This window comes from Streptomyces sp. BL1 (assembly GCF_057628045.1).
The window spans coordinates 6,400,468-6,417,543 of record NZ_JBXYWZ010000002.1 but is presented as its reverse complement, the minus strand read 5'-3'; the positions used below and the strand labels follow the sequence as shown (position 1 = coordinate 6,417,543).

The following is a 17,076-nucleotide window of genomic DNA, read 5'->3' as shown; positions in this document are numbered from 1 at the left end:
CGACGGCCGAGACGACTATCCGTACGCGCCGGGCCTGTCGCGGTGTGAGACCGGGTCGGTCCGCAGGGCTGTCGTCCGTGCGGTTGTCATCGGATGTGGCGTCGTCGGATGTGGCGTCGTCGGGTGTGACGTCGACGGCTGTGGCGTCGGGTCTGTCGTCCGCGTCGGTGAGTTCGTCGGTGTCGGTGTGGTCCTCGGTGCCGAGGTCGTCGGTGTCGGTTCCGGTACGGTTTCCGGCGCCGGAGTGAGCGGTGGTGTCCGGTTTCGGGACGGAGTTGGCTTCGGGCATGCCCCGGAGAGTATCCGTCCGGGACGGAAAGTGCCGGAGCCGTCCTGTGCGACGGCTGCGCGGGCGGCGCGGGCGAGAGTGCGCCGGCCCGCCCGGTCGGCGGCCGGGAGGGGCGGCAGCACGGTGACCTCCGCGACGAGCCCGCGTGCCGCGACCACCCTGCGCAGGGAGGCCGCGAGGGTGTCCGCACCGACGAACGCCGGTGTGACAGTGGGCAGTCCGGAGCCGCGGACGTAGCGGACCGCGACCGGCCGTACGGGCACTCCCGCGTCCAGTGCCGCCTGGAACAGCGCGGGCCGGAAGGCACCCTGCCCTCTGCCGCACCAGGTGCTGCCCTCGGGGAAGACCACGACGGACGTCCCGTCGCGCAGCTGTGCCGCAATCCGGTCGACGGTCGCGGGCAGGGTGCGCAGCCGCTCCCGGTCGATGAAGACGGTCCCGCCGCGTGCCGCCAGCCGGCCGAGCACGGGGTAGGCGGCGACCTCCGTCTTGGCCACCATGTGTGCGGGCCGTACGGCGGCCAGCAGGGGCACGTCGAGCCAGGAGATGTGGTTGGCGACGAGCAGTTCGGGCCCCTCGTCCCTCCCGCACACCCACGTGATCCGCACCCGTACGCCGGCCGCACGGACCACTGTGCGCGCCCACGCCCGTACGGCCCGGTCGTACCGGCGGCCGACTGGTGCGCACACGATGCCCGTCAGCAGGACGGCCGTCAGGGCCGCCCAGCGGGCCGCACGCAGTACGGGCCCGGCCTCGGACCTGCCGCCGGGCGGCGGCAGGCAGCGCTCCGTCGTGCAGGGCGAACCGGGCATCCAGGCGTGCGTGCCCTCCCCCGCGGCGGGGCCGGACATCAGGCGGACGCGGGGGCGAGGGACAGGAAGTGCCGCAGGTAGCGCGGGTCGGTGTCGCGCAGCGACAGCAGTACGTACAGGTCGGCGACGCCGAACTCCGGGTCGTGTGCGGGCGCCCCGCAGATCTGCGCGCCGAGCCGCAGGTAGCCGCGGAGCAGCGGCGGCAGGGTGTAGCGGGGGACGGTGACGGTCCGGGTGACGTCCGCGGGCGGGTGCCAGCGGTGCAGCGGCTGGACGCGGTGCTGTTCGGGTGCGAGGTGCCGTGCTGCGACGGTCTGCCAGATGTGTGCGGCCAGTTGTCCGCCGTCGGCGAGCGGTATGGAGCAGCATCCTGCCAGCCAGTTGTGGCCGGTCTTCTCCAGGTAGCGGGCGATGCCGGCCCACATGAGCCCGATGACGGCGCCGTCCCTGTGGTCGGGGTGCACGCAGGAGCGGCCGACCTCGACCAGGTCGTCCCGCAGCGGGGCGAGGCTGCCGAGGTCGAACTCGCTCTCCGCGTAGAGCCGTCCGGCGGCCCTGGCGCGGTCGGGAGGCAGCAGCCGGTAGGTGCCGACGACGTGTCCCGTACGGTCGTCGCGGACGAGCAGGTGGTCGCAGTGGACGTCGAACGGGTCGATGTCCAGGCCGGGTTCGGGGCTGTGCAGGCGGGCGCCCATGCCGTCGGCGAAGACGGTGTGGCGCAGTCGCTGTGCCGCGCGCACCTCGTCCTCGTCGCGGGCGAGGGACACCGTGTAGCGGGGCGCCGGGGCGGTGGGCCGGGCGGGTGCGGGAGCGTGGCCGATGGACACGGGATGTTCTCCTGAACGGCGGGGACGGACTGTCACTGCCTGGATGTCCGTCCCGGCTGGACTGGAGTTGACGCTGTCGGAGAGCGCGGATGTGCGCTCCCTTAACGTCTGCGTCCCCTGTGGCCGGATCTCGCGGTGTCCCCGGGGCCCGTACCGGTCCGTGCGGTGCCCCGGCCGCCGCCCGGCCCGGGGTTCACTCGGCTCCGGCCCACTCCTTCAGCGCGGCGCGGCTGTCGAAGGCGCCGGCGTTCTTGTCGATCGGGTGGTTCGTGTACTGGTGGAACTTCCAGGGGTGCTGGATGCCGGGGTGACCGGGATTGCCGTTGTAGCGGGCGATCCACAGGCCGTCGCCGGCGAAGGACGTGGTGTCCCTGTTCAGCCAGAAGTTCACGTTGCAGTACAGCAGGACCTTGTGCGAAGGGCGCTGCTCCTGCACGTACTTGATCCAGGAGTCCTTCTGTCCGTTGCTGACGGAGCCGTCCTCCCAGTCGAGGACGAGCATGTCGCCGGCCACCAGATTGACCTTCGAGAGGAAGTAGTCGGCCTGTGTCTTCATGTCGCCGGAGCGGGCGAAATGGTAGAAGCCGGTGGCCAGTCCGGCGTCCCGTGCGGTCTTGCGCTGGCCGACCCATTTCGGGTTGGTGTACGACTTCCCCTCAGTGATCTTGATGAAGACGAAGTCGAGTCCCTTCGTGCTGTAGTTCTCCGGCTGGTACGAAGCGACATCGATACCCCAGATCATGACCTTCCCCGCTTCCCTCTCTCGGCTCCCGGACCCACCCGGTGCTTCTCGTACGGCTACCGGACCGATACCCCGTGCGGGTCCGCGGGTACCGAAGACCGCGCACATGTCCTCTCCGCACTCTCCCCTCGCGCACCGCCAGTTGGCACAATCCCACGCAGACCGGCGACCGGCCTGCTCCACCTCGACCCCCTGAGGGAACCTCGAACGGAAGGTGGCAACCGTGCGGTTCAGCTACGCAATGCTTCCCGACTACCCGCTGCAGCAGTCCCTGGCGTCCATCAGGCTCGCGGACGAGCTCGGATTCCACGCCTGCTACGCGGCGGACGAGACGTGGCACAAGGACATGTGGCTGCTGTTCGCGGCGGCCGCGGGACAGACGGAGCGGATCCGCTTCGGCCCGAGCGTCACTCCGGTGACGCTCCGCGAACCGAGTCTCATCGCGCAGGCGCTGGCGACCCTGGACGAACTGTCGGACGGGCGGGCCGAAGGAGTGCTGTCCAGCGGCAACTTCGGACTCCTCGCGCAGTACGGCATCGACTGGGCGCGCAACCGGCCACTGTCCCGCACCAAGGAGGCACTGGCCGTCGTGCGCACACTGCTCGACGAGGGGACCATCACGCGCCAGGGCGAATTCTTCTCGTACGACGGCCTGTTCACGTTCGCCCGGCCCGTGCAGGAGCGGCTGCCGCTCAAACTGGGCGCGATGCGCGGCCCGAAGTCCTTCGAGGCGGCGGGCGAACTGTCCGACGGCTGCCACCACGCGCTGAGTTACACGCCCGAGGCGTACGACTACGCCGTGCGGCACATCCGCGCGGGCGCCGAGCGGGCCGGGAAGGACTGGCGCGACCTCGACATCGGGGCGTGGGTGGTGTTCGCGACGGGCCGGGACGGCGCGAAGGCGAAGGAGGCGGCACGCAGCATGGTCGGCATCTACGCCTCGTCCATGCCGGCCGAACAGCTGCTGCGCAACGGCGTCGACCCGTCCGAACTCAAGCCCGTCATCGACGCGATCGGCGCGGGCGACCTGGCCCGCGGCGTCGAGCTGACCACGCCGGAGATCGCCAAGCGGCTGTCCGTCGCGGGGACTCCCGAGGAGTGCGCGGAGAAGATCCGCCGCGACATCGCCCCCAGCGGCGTCAACCACATGATCTGCGCGATCACCGACCGCGATCTGGTGCGTACGTTCACCGGCCGCGACCTGGAGGGCGCGGCGGACGTCAACACGCAGCTGCGGCTGATCCACGACGAGGTGATGCCGGCCTTCGCGTGAGGGCCGCGGCCGGCAGGACTGCTAGCAGCTCTGCCGCCAGACACCGAGGGGCAGCCGCTTGCGCAGGGAGCTCAGCCCGAGCTTGCGGGACGTGGGGCAGAACTCCGCCGCGGGTACGGCGTATTCGACGTGGAACACGGCCTTCTCCCGTTCGATGAACGGGGTGAGGGCCGCGCACTCGCCGAATTCGGCGCACTCCTCGTTGACGGCGAAGTCGAAGTCGCCGACGAGCTGCGGGATCTGGTCGAGGTCGTTCTTCAGACCGATGGCCAGACCCCGCTGGTGCGCGAGCCGGGCCAGCATCCGGTTGTAGGCGAGCTGGTGCGCGGCGGTGAGCGGGAAGCCGGTGCGGTTGCGGTAGGCGTCGAGCAGGTCGGGTTCCACGGCGTCGAAGCCCTTCTTGACGCACATGTCCATCCGGGCCGCCATGAGCGGCCGGAGCGTGCCGCGGCGGCGGATGTCCAGCCAGCGTTCGCCGGCCCAGCCGTTGCCGCGGCCCCGCAGCTCCCGGGGGAACTTGTGGGCGTCGGGCCGGTAGCTCTCCCAGGCGCCGGTGTTCAGATAGCAGATGACCTTGCGCCCGCGCGCGTGCAGCCTGTCCACGGTGCGGGCGGTGTTCTCGAAGCCGTCGATGTCGTAGACGGGGACGTCCACGCTCATGTCGATCCGGCCCGACAGCTGCCACTGCCAGTCCGTTCCGGGGCGCGGCTGCCAGCGCGGACCCGGACGTCTCTCCTGCCGGTCGTCCTCGTCGGGCTGCAGTGCGGTGCAGCCCGTCAGCAGAGAGACCAGAACGAGGAGGAGTACGCCTACACGCCGAGCGGTGCGTGCTGCCACGGGTTCGCCCCCTCTCCGGGGACGGCGCAGTGCACTGTCGCGCCGCGGTCCCCCGCCAGCAGGGACACCTCGGTGCCGTGCCCCTGCGGCACGGCGTACACCAAGTGGCAGGACACGCCCGTGCGGTGGGCCGGCGGACTGCCTGCACTGTCCTGCGCCCACGGCGGTACGGCGCCGGCCGGCCGGTAGGTCTGCCAGGTGCCCTCGAACGTGACCACACAGTCGGCGATCTCCGCGTACCCGGGGTCCGGGGGCGTGCCCGGGTTGAGGACCACGGTGCGCGCGCCCAGCAGCCGGGCGGCGCGCGCCAGGCGTGCGTACCGGGGCAGCAGCGCTCCCCCGGCCGGCGTCTGGTCGAAGAACACGCCGTCGGTGCCGTACCAGCGCCGGTGGCGTGCGACGTCCCGCAGGACAGCACGCCGTTGACGCCGGCCGTAATCCGTGTCCACGTAGCCGAGCAGGGGCACACCCTTCTCACGCAACTGCCGTGCCGCGACCCGGAGTTCCGGGTCGGGTCGCGGGCCGGGGCCGTTCGCGCTGTTGAGCACCACGCCGTACAGCCGGTCGGCGGCGCGCAGCAGTGCGCGCCACGCGTCCGGACCGACGGCAGGATGGACGTACATCGGTACCAGCAGCCGCCGTTGGGAGCCGCTCACGTGCGGGTGGTTCACCGGGCCGCATCCAGCAGCACCTTGGCGGTGTCGGACTCCCACAGGTCGGCCAGGGAGCGCTGCAGCCCGTGCACCGGTTCCCAGCCGAGCGCCGTACGCGCCGCCGTGATGTCGGCGCACTGCCAGGAGACGGCGGCGGAGCGTGCGGAGCCCTCACCGCGCTCCAGCACGCGCCCCGTGTAACCGGAGGCGCGCACCAGGCCGTCGGCCACCTCGCGCACCGGACGGACTGTGCCGCTGCCGATGTTGAGCACCGGCGGCACGCGGGTCGCCTTGCCGGGCTTGCCGAGGGCGGCCAGCGCGGCGGCCTCGGCGACATCGCGCACGTCGACGAAGTCCCGGTACGAGGAGAGGTCGCCGACCTGCACGACGTTTCCCGGCTCATCGGGCCCGCCGCCCAGCGCGAGGGCGCGGCGCAGTGAGCCGGCCAGCCGGCCGGGCAGCGACTCGCCGGGCGCGCCGGGGCCGACGGGGTTGAACACCCGCAGTACGACGGCCTGCAGGCCGGATCCGGTGACGGCCAGAGTGCCCGCCAGTTTGGTCGCGCCGTACATGCTCAGCGGCGCCGCGGGGGCGTCCTCCCGCACCGGTTCCCGCGCCTCGTTCGCCCCGTACTCGGCGGCCGAGCCGAGGTGCACGAGCCGTGCGGTGGGCGCGGCGCGGCGCAGCGCCTCGCACAGTACGGCGGGTCCGCGGGCGTTCACGGAGGCGAGGGTGGCCGCGCTGCCGCCCACCACACCGGCGCAGTTGACGACCACGTCGGGGCCGATGGCCCGCAGCGGACGCGCGAGTTGCGCGGGGTCGGCGGTCGCCAGGTCGACGTGCAGGGAGGCACCCGGCGAGCGGCCGCCGAGGACCGCCCGCACGCCGTGCACGTCCCGCAGGACGCGCACGACGTGCCCGCCCAGATAGCCGCTTGTTCCCAGTACGAGAATGCGCACGGTACCGCTCACGCTCCCTTGATCAGTTGATCGCGCAGGGTGGTGAATTCGGCGTTCGCCCGGTCGTAGTCGTCCGGGCGGCCGATGTCGAGCCAGTAGCCGTCGAAGTCGTAGGCGTTCGGCGGTGTGCCGGCGCCCAGCAGATCGAGCACCAACTCGTCGAAGCCCAGCGGAAGTCCGGGCGTGTAGCGCGCCAGCGCGTCGCGGGAGACGCCGTAGACGCCCATGGACACCCGGTAGTCGATGTTCGGCTTCTCGGTGAAGCCGGTCACCCGACCGTCCTCAGTGGTGAGCACGCCGAAGTCTATGTTCACCTGGCGGGCGTAGGTGGCGATGCTCAGCGGCGCCTTCGATTCCTCGTGGCTGCGCAGCACGTCGCCGAAGTCGAGGTCGGTCAGCACGTCGCCGTTCATGGCGAGGAAGTGCTCGGGCAGCCGGTCGAGCATGGTCAGCAGCGGCCCCATGGTGCCGAGCGGGCTGTCCTCCGTCGCGTAGCCGACGCGCAGGCCCCACTGGGAGCCGTTGCCGACGTAGGCGCGGATGATGTGGCCGAGGTGGCCGATGGCCAGCGTGACACTGGTGAACCCGGCGCCGGCGAGCTGCCGCAGCACGATCTCGAGGATGGCGTGCTGGTCGCCGATGGGGACGAGGGGCTTGGGCAGCGCGGTGGTGTAGGGGCGCAGACGTACGCCCTTGCCGCCGGCGAGGATGACTGCGTGCATGCGGAGTGCCGTCCTTCGGAAGATGTCGGTGAGGTGGCGGTGCGCGGAACTGTCAGACGGTGCGGATCTGTCGGACGTGCGGAACTGTCGGACGTGCGGAACTGTCGGACGTGCAGGGCAGTCGGACGGTGCGGAACTGTCAGACGTTGTAGATGCCGGTCTTGTAGCGCGCGAGGTTGGCCGGGTCGCGGAAGAACGCGATGGTGGCGAGCAGACCCTCCTCGAGGCTGTGCGCGGGTGCCCAGCCGGTCGCGGCGCGCAGCCTGCTCGCGTCGCACACCAGCCGCATCACTTCGGAGTCGGCGGGACGGATGCGCTGGGTGTCCTCGCGCACGTCGACGTCCGTCTCCATGAGCTTGCCGACGAGTGCCACCAGGTCGCCGACTGAAATCTCGCCGCCGGTACCGGCGTTGAACGTGCTCCCCGTGACCTGCTCGGCGGGCGCGGTGCCGACGGCGAGGAACGCCGCGGCCGTGTCCTTGACGAAGCAGAAGTCGCGGGTGGGCCGCAGGTCGCCGAGGGTGACGGTGGTCTCCCCCGCGGCCAGTTGACCGATGACGGTGGGGATGACGGCCCGCATGGACTGCCGCGGCCCGAAGGTGTTGAAGGGCCGCAGGGTGACCACGGGTGTACCGAAGCTGGCGTGGTAGCTGTCGGCCAGCCTGTCTCCGCCCGCCTTCGAAGCGGCGTACGGCGACTGGGTGTTGATGGGGTGGTCCTCGGAGATCGGCACGGTCTGCGCGGTGCCGTACGTCTCGCTGGTCGAGGTGTGCACCAGTCGCGGGATGTCCAGATGGCGCACGGCCTCCAGGACGTTGAGCGTCCCGGTGACGTTGGTCTCGATGTAGCTGTGCGGCGCGCGGTACGAGTACGGGATCGCGATCAGCGCGGCCAGGTGGTAGACGGCCTCGGTGCCCTTGACGAGCCCGGTGACGGAGCCGGGGTCGCGCACGTCGCCCAGCACGACCTCCACCTGGTCCATGACGTCGGCGGGCAGGTTCTCCAGCCAGCCGTACGAGGAGAAGGAGTTGTACTGCACCATGGCGCGGACCGTGTGGCCGCGGGCGACCAGCGCCTCGACCAGGTGCGAGCCGATGAACCCTTCGGCGCCGGTGACGGCGACGGTGCCGCTGCCCGGGGCGGGTGCGGTGGCGGGAACGGTGGATGCGGTCATGCGGGGTTGCTCCGTTTCTGGCTGTTTTCCGGACGGCTTCCGGACGGCGTCCGGACAGCGGTGTGCGGGTCTGCGTGTGGTGCGGAATGGTGCGGCGGTGCGTACGGCGGGTCAGCGGTGCGTGGTGACCCGGCCGAGCAGGAAGGCGGCGGTCACGGCCAGCACGGCCGATGCGGCGCCGCAGACGGCGAGTTGGGCGAGGGCCGGTACGAGGGTGTCCCGTACGAGGAGCGCCGCCTGGCTCCCGGCGGCGGCCAGGACCAGCAGCGCGGGCCACCAGGCGCCGCCGAGGGCCTGCAGCAGCAGACCCGTCCACAGCGCGGCGCCCAGCGCCAGCACTCCCGCTGCTCCGGTGGTGCCCAACTGCGGCGCGTCCGGCCACAGAAGTGTTCCGGCGGCCAACAGGACGGCGAGCGCGACGAGATAGCCGCCCAGGCACAGCGCGAGGACGCCGGCGGCACGCAGCCGCAGTCCGTACGAGGAGCGGCTGCGGGCCAGTGCGGACAGTGCCGTGCCGCGGCAGCGGTACAGCAGCCATTCGGCGACGCCCATGCTGAGCGTCAGCGCCACCACGACGGGCCCGGCCACTCCCGCCGACGTGCCGTACTGCAACACCTCGCCGAGCGTCGCGGCTGCCGTCAGGACGGCGCAGCCGATGCCGAACAGCCCGTACGGCAGGGACGCGACGAGCCGCACACGGTCCGTGCCGGACTGTGCGCCGGCTGCCTTGTCCTGTGCCGCGCGACGGCCGGACGGGGCTCCGGTCTGCCGGGCCTTCCGCGCCCGGCGTGCACGTTTGCCGCGCCGCCGCACGCTCCCTGACGGTCCGTCGGTGTGCGCCTCGCCGTCTGCTGCCGTGCCCGCGTTCCGTGGCGCTGCGGTCTCCCGTACGGCGGCGGTCACCACTGCGGTCAGGGTGCACAGCAGCAGCACGCCGCGTACGGCGGGCGGCATTCCGGTCACCGGCAGCAGGGCAGCACCGGCGGTCATGGGCAGCAGCGTGTACAGCAGCAGCCGTTCCCGGCCGAGTACCAACAGGGCTGTCGCGGCGGCCAGATAGCAGACCTGCCCGGCGGCGAAGCCGAGCGCGCCGGCGGGACCGCCGCCCGCGGGCAGCAGCAGTGTGCTGCCGAACGCGAGGAGCACGCCGAACGAGCCGCCCCACCGCAGGCACCGGCCCGCCGCCGTGCGGCCGCCCGCGGCGAGCACGCTGTAGGCGCGGTGCGCGAGGGCCTGGTTCCAGCCCCATGCGACGAGCGCGGACAGTACGAGCGCGGCGGTGCCGGGAGGCAGCCCCCAGATGCCCGCCGTGCCGGGGGCGCCCGTGAGGAAGGGTGCGGCCAGCGCGTAGGCGAGTCCGGGGAGGGTGAAGACGAATCCGCGCAGCAGACACGTGAACACGCTGATCCGCCACGGTCCCGCGCCGCGCTGTCCCTCGGGGTGGGTGCGCGGCACGCGCGCCCACAGTTCCTCGGCGACCTCGAACACGTCGTTCAGGCCGTACCGTCGTGCGATCTGCTCGCCGGTGAGCCCGTCGGCCTCCAGTACGGCTGCTATCTGGTCGGGGTGGACGGCCTGCGCGCACAAGTCGGCGTGCTGGCGGGCGAGTTCGTCCAGCGGTCCGCTGCCGGGCACCGGGCGTACGCGCAGTGCCATGGTGGCCGTCGGGTCGCCGGGTGCCGGTTCCGGGGCGCCGGGTACGAGGCGCAGGGTGCCGCTCATCGCGCACCGCCGGCGTACTGCCGCAGCGCCATGGTCTCCGTGACGCCGTACTGCTCGCCGGCCAGGGTCGTCTCCTGCCGTACGGTGCCGAGTTCGTGGTAGATGTCGCGGAAGGCGGTGATGGTCTGCCGCAGGGTGAACTGTTCGATGACGCGCAGCCGCGCCTCCTCGCCCATGCGGGCGCGCAGGGGGGCATTGCCGAGCAGCGTCAGGGCGGCCTCCGCCATGCGTTCCGGGTCGCGGGGCGGGACGACGAGGCCCGCGTCGCCGACGGCTTCGCGTACTCCGCCGACGTCCGTGGAGACGGTGGGCCGTCCGCACGACATGGCTTCGATCAGGGTGAAGGGGAAGCCCTCGCTGATGCTGGACAGCATGACGACGGAACCCGCCGCGTAGGCGTCACGGATGTCCTCGACGCGCCCCTCGAAGGTGACGGCGTCGCCGGCGCCCAGGCTGTCGGCGAGCTTCCGGCAGTCGTCGCGGTAGTTCTCCGCACCGCGCGCGGTGCCGCCGAACAGCCGCAGCCGGGCGGCGGGTTCGCGCTGCCGCACGAGGGCGAAGGCGCGGATGAGGGTTTCCAGGTCCTTGATGGGGTCGATGCGTCCGGCCCAGCTGAGCACGGGCCCCTCGGGCTCGGGTCCCGCGGGCGGGAAGGCGGCGGGGTCGACGCCGTTGTAGACGGTGCGGATGCGGTCGGCGGGGGTGCCGCCGTGCTCCTCCCAGCGCCGGTTGTAGCGGTTTCCGGGGGTGACGAGCGCGGCGGTGCGGTAGGTCTCGTGGGCCAGTTCGCGGAAGAAGCCGAGCATCAGCGCCTTGACCGGCCAGCCGTACGGCTCGGCGCGGAAGCCGAGATAGCGCTCCCGCAGATAGACGCCGTGCTCCGTGAGCAGCAGCGGCGTGCCGTGCTGCTGGTACGCCAACAGGCCGGGCAGGGCCGCCAGTCCGCCGCTGACGGCGTGCACGACTCCGTCGGCGGGCGGCTCGGCCGCGAGCGGGCGGAGGGCGTGCTCCAGCAGGTCCGTCGCCTGCAGTGCGTCGAGCAGGGTGGGGCGCGCCGCCGCGGTCGGGAGGTCCGGACTGTTCCACACGCGCACCAGCAGCCGTGCGGCCTCTTCGGTGCGCAGCGCGGCCGACAGCGTGCGGCCGGGCCCGTAGGAGGCGAGCTGGTGGAACGCCGCCGGGAACGCCTCGTGGCCCGCGGGGTCGATGACGGCGTGCAGGAAGCGTTCGTAGCGGGCGAGGAAGCGGCGCAGCGGGCGGCCGCGCAGGGCGCGCCCCTCGGGCGGCGGGCCCCACATCGGCAGCACTTCGAGGTCGCGCACGTTGGCGGGCAGGGTCCAGGCGAGCGGTTCGCGCCCGGTGCCGGTGACGGCCAGGACGCGGAACGGGATGTCCGGCATGCCGCGCACCAGTTGGTCGCACCAGACGCTGACCCCGCCGGGGCCGTGCGGGTAGGTGCCCTCGGTGAGCAGGGTCACCGAGGGGGAGCCGGGCTCGTGCCCGACAGCGAGTTCGTCCATGACGATGGTCGTGTCTCCGGGAGAGAGGGTGGGGTGCGGGCGGCCGTGCGGAACGAGGTGGTTCAGCGCGCGGTGCCGGCACCGCCCGTCTGCGGGAGCGTGAAGACGCTCTGCTCTCCGGCGGCCGTGCGTGCCGTCCATCCGGACTGCCGTCCGGCGTACGCGCTGCCGAACTGTGCGCTGCCGCCGCCCTGCTGGAGGGTGGTGCCCGTCGGTACGGTGGCGGGCGCCTGTGCGCCCTCGGGTGCGCTGACGGTGACGGTGTCGCCGATGCGGTAGGCGGTGACCTCTCCCGCGTCGAGCGCCTTGTCCCAGGCGGCGCGCCGCCGCAGCTCGTCCCCGGTGTCCTTCATGCGCATGTTGACCAGGGGCGCGCTGTCGTCGAACAGGGCCGCGTAGTCGTCCAGGACCTTCTCCACGACCGGGTAGGCGATCCGGTCCTCGGCGAGGTTCGACTGGTGGATGAAGTGCGGCCGCGGGTCGTTGCCCAGGGCGTGCCGGAGGGCGATGCGGGACTCCAGCGGCACGATGTACGAGGTGTAGCCGGTGGCGGGGTCCAGCGGTTCCTTCAGGCACGTCGTGTTGGTGGAGGTCTCGCAGTGGCCGCTGCCGCCGTCGGCCTTCGTGCCGTAGATCCAGTTGTACTCGTCGACCTGTTCGGAGGCGCGGCCCGCGTTGTAGAAGACGTTCATCGGGTAGCGCGGGACGGTCAGCGCCTGCCCGACGGTGCGCTGTCCGTACTCGCGGGAGGTGTCGCTGGCGAGCGACGTCACTCCGGTGTCGACGAGCGCGGGGGCGAGCTCCGGGTTGTCGGTGGGCTGCTGGGGCGTGGTGACGAGGCCGGAGTGTTCGCCGGTGACGAGTTCCTGTGCGTCCAGGGCGAGTTCGTTGCGCTTGGCCCAGTCCAGGTTGTCGCGGATCTGTGCGGCGATGACAGTTTTGCTGACCCAGACGGTGTTGCCCAGTCCGTCGGTGGCGCACTTCCAGGGCACGACGCTGGTGTCCTGCTCGCAGCCGAGGAAGGGGTGGTTGTAGGTGTGGTTGATCCAGCGGAAGTCGCGCTGATCGGCGAGCAGCCGGTCGGCCAGCGGGTCCTTCCCGCCGTTCTCGTCGCGGAAGGCCTCGCTGCCGCCCGCGTTGTAGGCGAAGTCGAGGGGGAAGCCGTGCGAGCGCGACCAGTCACGGGCGTACGCGGCGTCGGCGTCCGTCATCCGGATGGGGTCGCTCTCCACGCCGTTGCCGGCTTCTCCGCAGTCCACGTCGCCGGGGGTGCAGTTGAGTTCGCTGTCCCAGCGGTCGTCGGCGGCCAGTACGTCGTCGACGTGGACGGCGAAGTAGTTCCGGGCCGCGCCGAGATGGACACCCTGGGTCGCCCAGTCGACGATCCCGCGGGCCAGCTGCCGGAAGCTGCTCTGCCACTTGTTGTAGACGAAACTGACGACCAGTTCGCGGCGGCCGTCGTGTGCGTACTCGCCCACCAGTGAGCCGCGCCCGCCGCCGGGCAGCGGCGCTTCGACGTAGGTGGTGTACGCGGCGCCCTCGGCCTGCTTCTCCAGGGGCACCGCGATGTGGCCGTAACTCTCGCTCACCTGAGGGTCGTTGTCGTCGAACGGCACCTTGCCGTCGAGATAGCCGAACGGTCCCGCGGTGCCCTCCGCCGTGACCTGTGCCGTGCTGCCGTCGAGGGTGCCGGAGTGCCCCACGGTCTCGGTGGTCTGCAGTCCGACCGCGGGACGGGCGTACGTGTAGGCGTCGACCTGCGGGATGGCGAAGCGCTTCTCGTACGCGGCGAGCGCGTCCGCCTCGGCGGAGCCCGCGCCGAACGGTGCGTCGTCGGGCAGCACGACAGCCTGGAACTTGGCGCGCGGGCGGCCGTCGACAGTGTCGCTGAGGAACTCCGCGTCGAGCACGGGACGGTCGTCGTCCGCAAGCTTGACGGTGGTGTACGGGGTGCCGGAACCGCGCAGTTCGTCGGCGATCGCGGTGGTGGCGGGGCCGCCGTCGTCGACGACGAGCACGCGCAGGTCGATGCGCGGCGGTCCGTCGGCGGCCAGGGCCGGCACGGCGCCCGCAACGGACAGCGGCACGATGAGCAGAGCCGCTGCGGCACAGGCCACGGCGGCGCGGGTCGGTCGACCCATGAGTCTTCTCCCCCCGGGACAGCGCGCGGATGGGCGCGACAGTCCGGACACGGCAGTTGCGGCGGATACAGCACGGTGGTGCACAGAAGCGCGGCGCTGCGCTCGGCGGAACTGTCACGCGTCGGCGGGGATCCGGCCGCGGACACCGGCCGGTACGGGGCTCCCCCACCCCCTACCGACAGGCACTGCAGTCGTACGACGGTTTCCGGAGGAGCCGGAGCGTCTCCGGAAGCCCTCCATATCTTGCGGCATGTCCGGACCTTACGGACGCCATACGCTTCAGATTTCCGGCCGAACAGGCGTGTCGATGACCGGATTTGATCGCTCACGGACGCCTTCCGTCCGCTTCGCCCCACCGTCGGACACCTCGGACAACGGGCAGGTCAGACCCGTGGGAACCGCACCACTGGTGCGCGTCTCCCCCACCCGGCCGCCTGCCACCAACGGTCCCGGACGCGCTCACACGGCAGTGAAAATTCCGTGAAGACGGCTGAATCCCCACCGTCCGGCATGCGAGACATCCTCCGTTCCGCACTTCGGCGCGTCGCCCTGTGCCCTGCGGCGTCCGGGGCGGAGGATCGGAGAGGCGGCCCGGGAACACACCGTGCCCGGCATCCGTCCCCCTCAGACGTACCGCACACCCGAGACAGAGAGAGGGTCAGCATGGCCACCACGCGCACAGCGCACACCGTATGGAGCGGCAACCTCATGGAGGGGACGGGCACCGTCACCTTCGACTCCTCCGGTATCGGCGACTTCGCCGTCTCGTGGCCCGCCCGGGCCGAGGAGCCGGAGGGCAAGACGAGCCCCGAGGAGCTGATCGCCGGTGCGCACTCCAGCTGCTTCTCCATGGCGCTCTCCAACGGCCTGAACAGCGCGGGCACTCCGCCCACCCGGCTGACCACGCAGGCCCAGGTCACCTTCCAGCCGGGCACCGGCATCACCGGCATCCACCTCACCGTCGAGGGCGAGGTCCCCGGGCTGGAGGACGCGGACTTCCGGGCCGCCGCCGAGGACGCCAAGGCCAACTGCCCGGTCAGCCAGGCCCTCACCGGCACCACCATCACGCTGGACGCCAAGCTCGCCTGACACGGGCCGCGGGCGACGAGGAGGAGCGAAGCCGTGCCGGAACTCCCCGAGGTGGAGGCCTTGCGGGCCTTCCTGGACGGGCGGCTGTCGGGCCGCACTGTGGAGCGGGTACTGCCGGTGGCGGTCAGCGTGCTGAAGACGTTCGACCCGCCGCCGGACGCGCTGCACGGCCGGACGGTCACCGGTGTCGCGCGGCACGGCAAGTTCCTCGACATCACGACGGGCGGCGACGTCACGGCGGGCGGCCCGGCCGGAGCCCCGGAGGGCGACCCTCTGCACCTGGTCGTCCATCTGGCCCGGGCGGGCTGGCTCCGCTGGCAGGACGCGCTGCCCCAGGCCCCGCCGCGGCCCGGCAAGGGGCCGCTCGCCCTGCGCGTCGCCCTGGGCGAGGGGCGCGGGGACGGCTTCGACCTGACGGAGGCCGGTACGCAGAAGCGGCTCGCCGTGTACTGCGTGACCGGCCCCGCACAGGTGCCGGGCATCGCACGGCTGGGCCCCGACCCGCTCGCCGCGGACTTCACCCCCGAGGTGTTCGCGGGACTGCTGCACGGCCAACGCCACCGCATCAAGGGCCTGTTGCGCGATCAGAGCGTCATCGCGGGCATCGGCAACGCGTACTCCGACGAGATTCTCCACGCGGCACGCATGTCGCCGTTCCGGATGGCGGGCGACCTGACGGACGGCGAACTGGCAGCCCTGTACGACGCCACCACCGCCACCCTGCACGCCGCCGTCGAGCGGGCACACGGGCTGGCGGCAGGAGAGCTGAAGGCCGGCAAACGGTCGGGTATGCGGGTGCACGGCCGCACCGGCGAACCGTGCCCGGTGTGCGGCGACACCATCCGCGAGGTGTCGTTCAGCGACTCGTCCCTGCAGTACTGCCCCACCTGCCAGACAGGCGGCAGGCCCCTCGCGGACCGGCGGATGTCCCGTCTGCTCAAATAGCCCGCATGGCTGAAACCGACACCGCCCGTACCGCGGAGGACGCAGCACAGGAACGCCCCTACGACATCGTGCTGTTCGGTGCGACCGGCTTCGCCGGCGAGCTGACGGCGGACTATCTGGCCGCCCACGCACCCGCCGGCTGCCGCTGGGCCGTGGCCGGGCGCGACCGTCACAAGCTGGAGCGGCTGCGCAACCGCCTCGCCGCGGACAGGCCCGAGCTCGCCTCGCTCCCCCTGCTGCACGCCGACGTGCGCGACCCCGGCTCGCTGCGCGAACTGGCCGCCCAGGCCCGCGTGGTGGCCACGACCGTCGGTCCGTACATCCGCTACGGCCTGCCCCTCGTGGCCGCGTGCGCCGAGGAGGGCACCGACTATGTGGACCTCACGGGCGAACCGGAATTCATCGACCTCGTCTACCTGCGCCACCACGCGCGCGCCCGCGAGACCGGCGCCCGTCTGGTGCACGCCTGCGGCTTCGACTCGGTGCCGCACGACCTCGGCGCACGCTTCACCGTCGAACAGCTGCCGGAGGGTGTGCCCCTGCGTGTCGACGGCTACGTCCGCACCAACGCGGCCTTCTCCGGCGGCACGTTCGACAGCGCGCTGACCGCCTTCTCACGGGCCGACCGGATGATCCGGACCGCCCGTGAACGGCGCCGCGCCGAGCCGCGCCCCGCGGGCCGTACGGTGAGCACCCCGCTGGACCGGGTGCGCCGCTCCCGGGACACCGACAGCTGGGCGGTGCCGCTGCCCACCGTGGACCCGCAGATCGTGGGCCGTTCGGCGGCGGCGCTGGAGCGGTACGGACCCGACTTCCGGTACCGCCACTACGCGGCCCTCACCAGCCTGCCCCTGGTCGCGGGCGGACTCGTGGGTGCCGGCGCGGTGTTCGCGCTCGCGCAGGTCCCGGCCACCCGCCGGCTGCTGGCCTCCCGCGTCAGCCCCGGCCAGGGGCCCGACGCGGAGCGCCGCGCGAAGAGCTGGTTCTCGGTCCGCTTCGTCGGTACGGGAGGCGGCCGCCGTGTGGTCACCGAGGTGTCCGGCGGCGACCCCGGGTACGACGAGACGGCCAAGATGCTCGCCGAGTCGGCGCTGTGCCTGGCCTCCGACTCGCTCCCCCGTACGGCGGGCCAGGTGACGACCGCCGCCGCGATGGGCGAGGCGCTCACGGAGCGGCTCGTGCGGGCCGGTCTCTCCTTCCGGGTGCTGGAGGACTCCGCCGCCGTCTGACGGGGCCGCCCCTCGAAGAGGGGTGCCCCCGAGGAGCCCCCGAGGAACCGCCTGAGGGGTCGTCAGACACTCCCGGCAGAGGCCGTGTTGCGCCCCCATGTGCAGCCATCCGTTCACTCTCCCGGCGCCATTTCCCCGCAGG

15 protein-coding genes are annotated in these 17,076 nt (G+C 72.3%); 4 read left to right on the top strand and 11 right to left on the bottom strand.

Translation table 11 applies throughout. The features are described 5' to 3' along the window. Positions 1-15 precede the first annotated feature (15 nt). The 3 genes from AC3AGO_RS28145 to AC3AGO_RS28135 all read right to left on the bottom strand — a co-directional run bounded on the left by AC3AGO_RS28145 (position 16) and on the right by AC3AGO_RS28135 (position 2,670). A complete protein-coding gene (locus tag AC3AGO_RS28145) occupies positions 16-1,140 on the bottom strand; it encodes a lysophospholipid acyltransferase family protein (protein ID WP_487823042.1) in 1,125 nt (374 codons plus the stop codon). Further along, positions 1,140-1,928, bottom strand: coding sequence for a GNAT family N-acetyltransferase (locus tag AC3AGO_RS28140; protein WP_487823041.1), 789 nt, complete (start codon positions 1,926-1,928; stop codon positions 1,140-1,142). The genes AC3AGO_RS28145 and AC3AGO_RS28140 overlap by 1 nt, the downstream gene beginning before the upstream one ends. Positions 1,929-2,121: 193 nt before the next feature. Further along, positions 2,122-2,670, bottom strand: a complete 549-nt coding sequence (locus AC3AGO_RS28135) for a glycoside hydrolase family 25 protein (RefSeq protein ID WP_487823040.1) — start codon at positions 2,668-2,670, stop codon at positions 2,122-2,124. A gap of 223 nt (positions 2,671-2,893) precedes the next feature. Between AC3AGO_RS28135 and AC3AGO_RS28130 the strand changes: the two genes are divergently transcribed. Continuing rightward, positions 2,894-3,943, top strand: a complete 1,050-nt coding sequence (locus tag AC3AGO_RS28130; RefSeq protein WP_487823039.1) for an LLM class flavin-dependent oxidoreductase — start codon at positions 2,894-2,896, stop codon at positions 3,941-3,943. Positions 3,944-3,964: 21 nt separating this feature from the next. On the opposite strand, the gene AC3AGO_RS28125 is transcribed toward AC3AGO_RS28130, so the two are convergent. From AC3AGO_RS28125 to AC3AGO_RS28090, 8 genes are all read right to left on the bottom strand, one after another. Next, the gene (locus AC3AGO_RS28125) at positions 3,965-4,780 is read right to left on the bottom strand and encodes an endo alpha-1,4 polygalactosaminidase (protein ID WP_487823038.1); all 816 of its coding nucleotides are present in this window, start codon (positions 4,778-4,780) and stop codon (positions 3,965-3,967) included. After that, positions 4,753-5,436: a spherulation-specific family 4 protein gene (locus AC3AGO_RS28120; protein ID WP_487823037.1), complete on the bottom strand. Its 684-nt coding sequence runs from the start codon at positions 5,434-5,436 to the stop codon at positions 4,753-4,755. The genes AC3AGO_RS28125 and AC3AGO_RS28120 overlap by 28 nt, the downstream gene beginning before the upstream one ends. An 11-nt stretch (positions 5,437-5,447) precedes the next feature. After that, a complete protein-coding gene (locus tag AC3AGO_RS28115; protein WP_487824852.1) occupies positions 5,448-6,392 on the bottom strand; it encodes an NAD-dependent epimerase/dehydratase family protein in 945 nt (314 codons plus the stop codon). 8 nt (positions 6,393-6,400) lie between these two features. Further along, on the bottom strand, positions 6,401-7,114 hold the full coding sequence (locus AC3AGO_RS28110) for a nucleotidyltransferase family protein (protein ID WP_487823036.1): 714 nt from the start codon (positions 7,112-7,114) through the stop codon (positions 6,401-6,403). 139 nt (positions 7,115-7,253) lie between these two features. After that, entirely contained in the window at positions 7,254-8,288 is a 1,035-nt protein-coding gene (locus tag AC3AGO_RS28105; RefSeq protein WP_487823035.1) for an SDR family NAD(P)-dependent oxidoreductase, read from the bottom strand. A gap of 111 nt (positions 8,289-8,399) precedes the next feature. Continuing rightward, entirely contained in the window at positions 8,400-10,010 is a 1,611-nt protein-coding gene (locus AC3AGO_RS28100) for a hypothetical protein (protein ID WP_487823034.1), read from the bottom strand. Then, positions 10,007-11,530, bottom strand: a complete 1,524-nt coding sequence (pelF, locus tag AC3AGO_RS28095; protein WP_487823033.1) for a GT4 family glycosyltransferase PelF — start codon at positions 11,528-11,530, stop codon at positions 10,007-10,009. Before pelF ends, AC3AGO_RS28100 begins: the two co-directional genes overlap by 4 nt. 62 nt (positions 11,531-11,592) lie before the next feature. Beyond that, complete coding sequence (locus tag AC3AGO_RS28090; protein ID WP_487823032.1) at positions 11,593-13,671, bottom strand: hypothetical protein; 2,079 nt, start codon at positions 13,669-13,671, stop codon at positions 11,593-11,595. 663 nt (positions 13,672-14,334) lie between these two features. Between AC3AGO_RS28090 and AC3AGO_RS28085 the strand changes: the two genes are divergently transcribed. Genes AC3AGO_RS28085 through AC3AGO_RS28075 form a run of 3 tightly spaced genes read left to right on the top strand, consistent with a single transcriptional unit; the run spans position 14,335 to position 16,934 of the window. After that, the gene (locus AC3AGO_RS28085; protein ID WP_487823031.1) at positions 14,335-14,760 is read left to right on the top strand and encodes an OsmC family protein; all 426 of its coding nucleotides are present in this window, start codon (positions 14,335-14,337) and stop codon (positions 14,758-14,760) included. A 33-nt stretch (positions 14,761-14,793) separates the two neighbouring features. Continuing rightward, entirely contained in the window at positions 14,794-15,705 is a 912-nt protein-coding gene (locus AC3AGO_RS28080; RefSeq protein ID WP_487823030.1) for an Fpg/Nei family DNA glycosylase, read from the top strand. A gap of 5 nt (positions 15,706-15,710) precedes the next feature. Then, a complete protein-coding gene (locus AC3AGO_RS28075) occupies positions 15,711-16,934 on the top strand; it encodes a saccharopine dehydrogenase family protein (RefSeq protein WP_487823029.1) in 1,224 nt (407 codons plus the stop codon). The last annotated feature ends 142 nt before the right edge of the window (positions 16,935-17,076 follow it).

What these genes read in the sequence shown, in the direction of transcription:
- AC3AGO_RS28145 (WP_487823042.1), bottom strand. Translation starts at nt 1,140, where the DNA reads ATGTCCGGCCCCGCCGCGGGGGAGGGCACGCACGCCTGGATGCCCGGT.
- AC3AGO_RS28135 (WP_487823040.1), bottom strand. Translation starts at nt 2,670, where the DNA reads ATGATCTGGGGTATCGATGTCGCTTCGTACCAGCCGGAGAACTACAGC.
- AC3AGO_RS28110 (WP_487823036.1), bottom strand. Translation starts at nt 7,114, where the DNA reads ATGCACGCAGTCATCCTCGCCGGCGGCAAGGGCGTACGTCTGCGCCCC.
- AC3AGO_RS28105 (WP_487823035.1), bottom strand. Translation starts at nt 8,288, where the DNA reads ATGACCGCATCCACCGTTCCCGCCACCGCACCCGCCCCGGGCAGCGGC.
- AC3AGO_RS28100 (WP_487823034.1), bottom strand. Translation starts at nt 10,010, where the DNA reads ATGAGCGGCACCCTGCGCCTCGTACCCGGCGCCCCGGAACCGGCACCC.
- pelF (WP_487823033.1), bottom strand. Translation starts at nt 11,530, where the DNA reads ATGGACGAACTCGCTGTCGGGCACGAGCCCGGCTCCCCCTCGGTGACC.
- AC3AGO_RS28090 (WP_487823032.1), bottom strand. Translation starts at nt 13,671, where the DNA reads ATGGGTCGACCGACCCGCGCCGCCGTGGCCTGTGCCGCAGCGGCTCTG.
- AC3AGO_RS28085 (WP_487823031.1), top strand. Translation starts at nt 14,335, where the DNA reads ATGGCCACCACGCGCACAGCGCACACCGTATGGAGCGGCAACCTCATG.
- AC3AGO_RS28075 (WP_487823029.1), top strand. Translation starts at nt 15,711, where the DNA reads ATGGCTGAAACCGACACCGCCCGTACCGCGGAGGACGCAGCACAGGAA.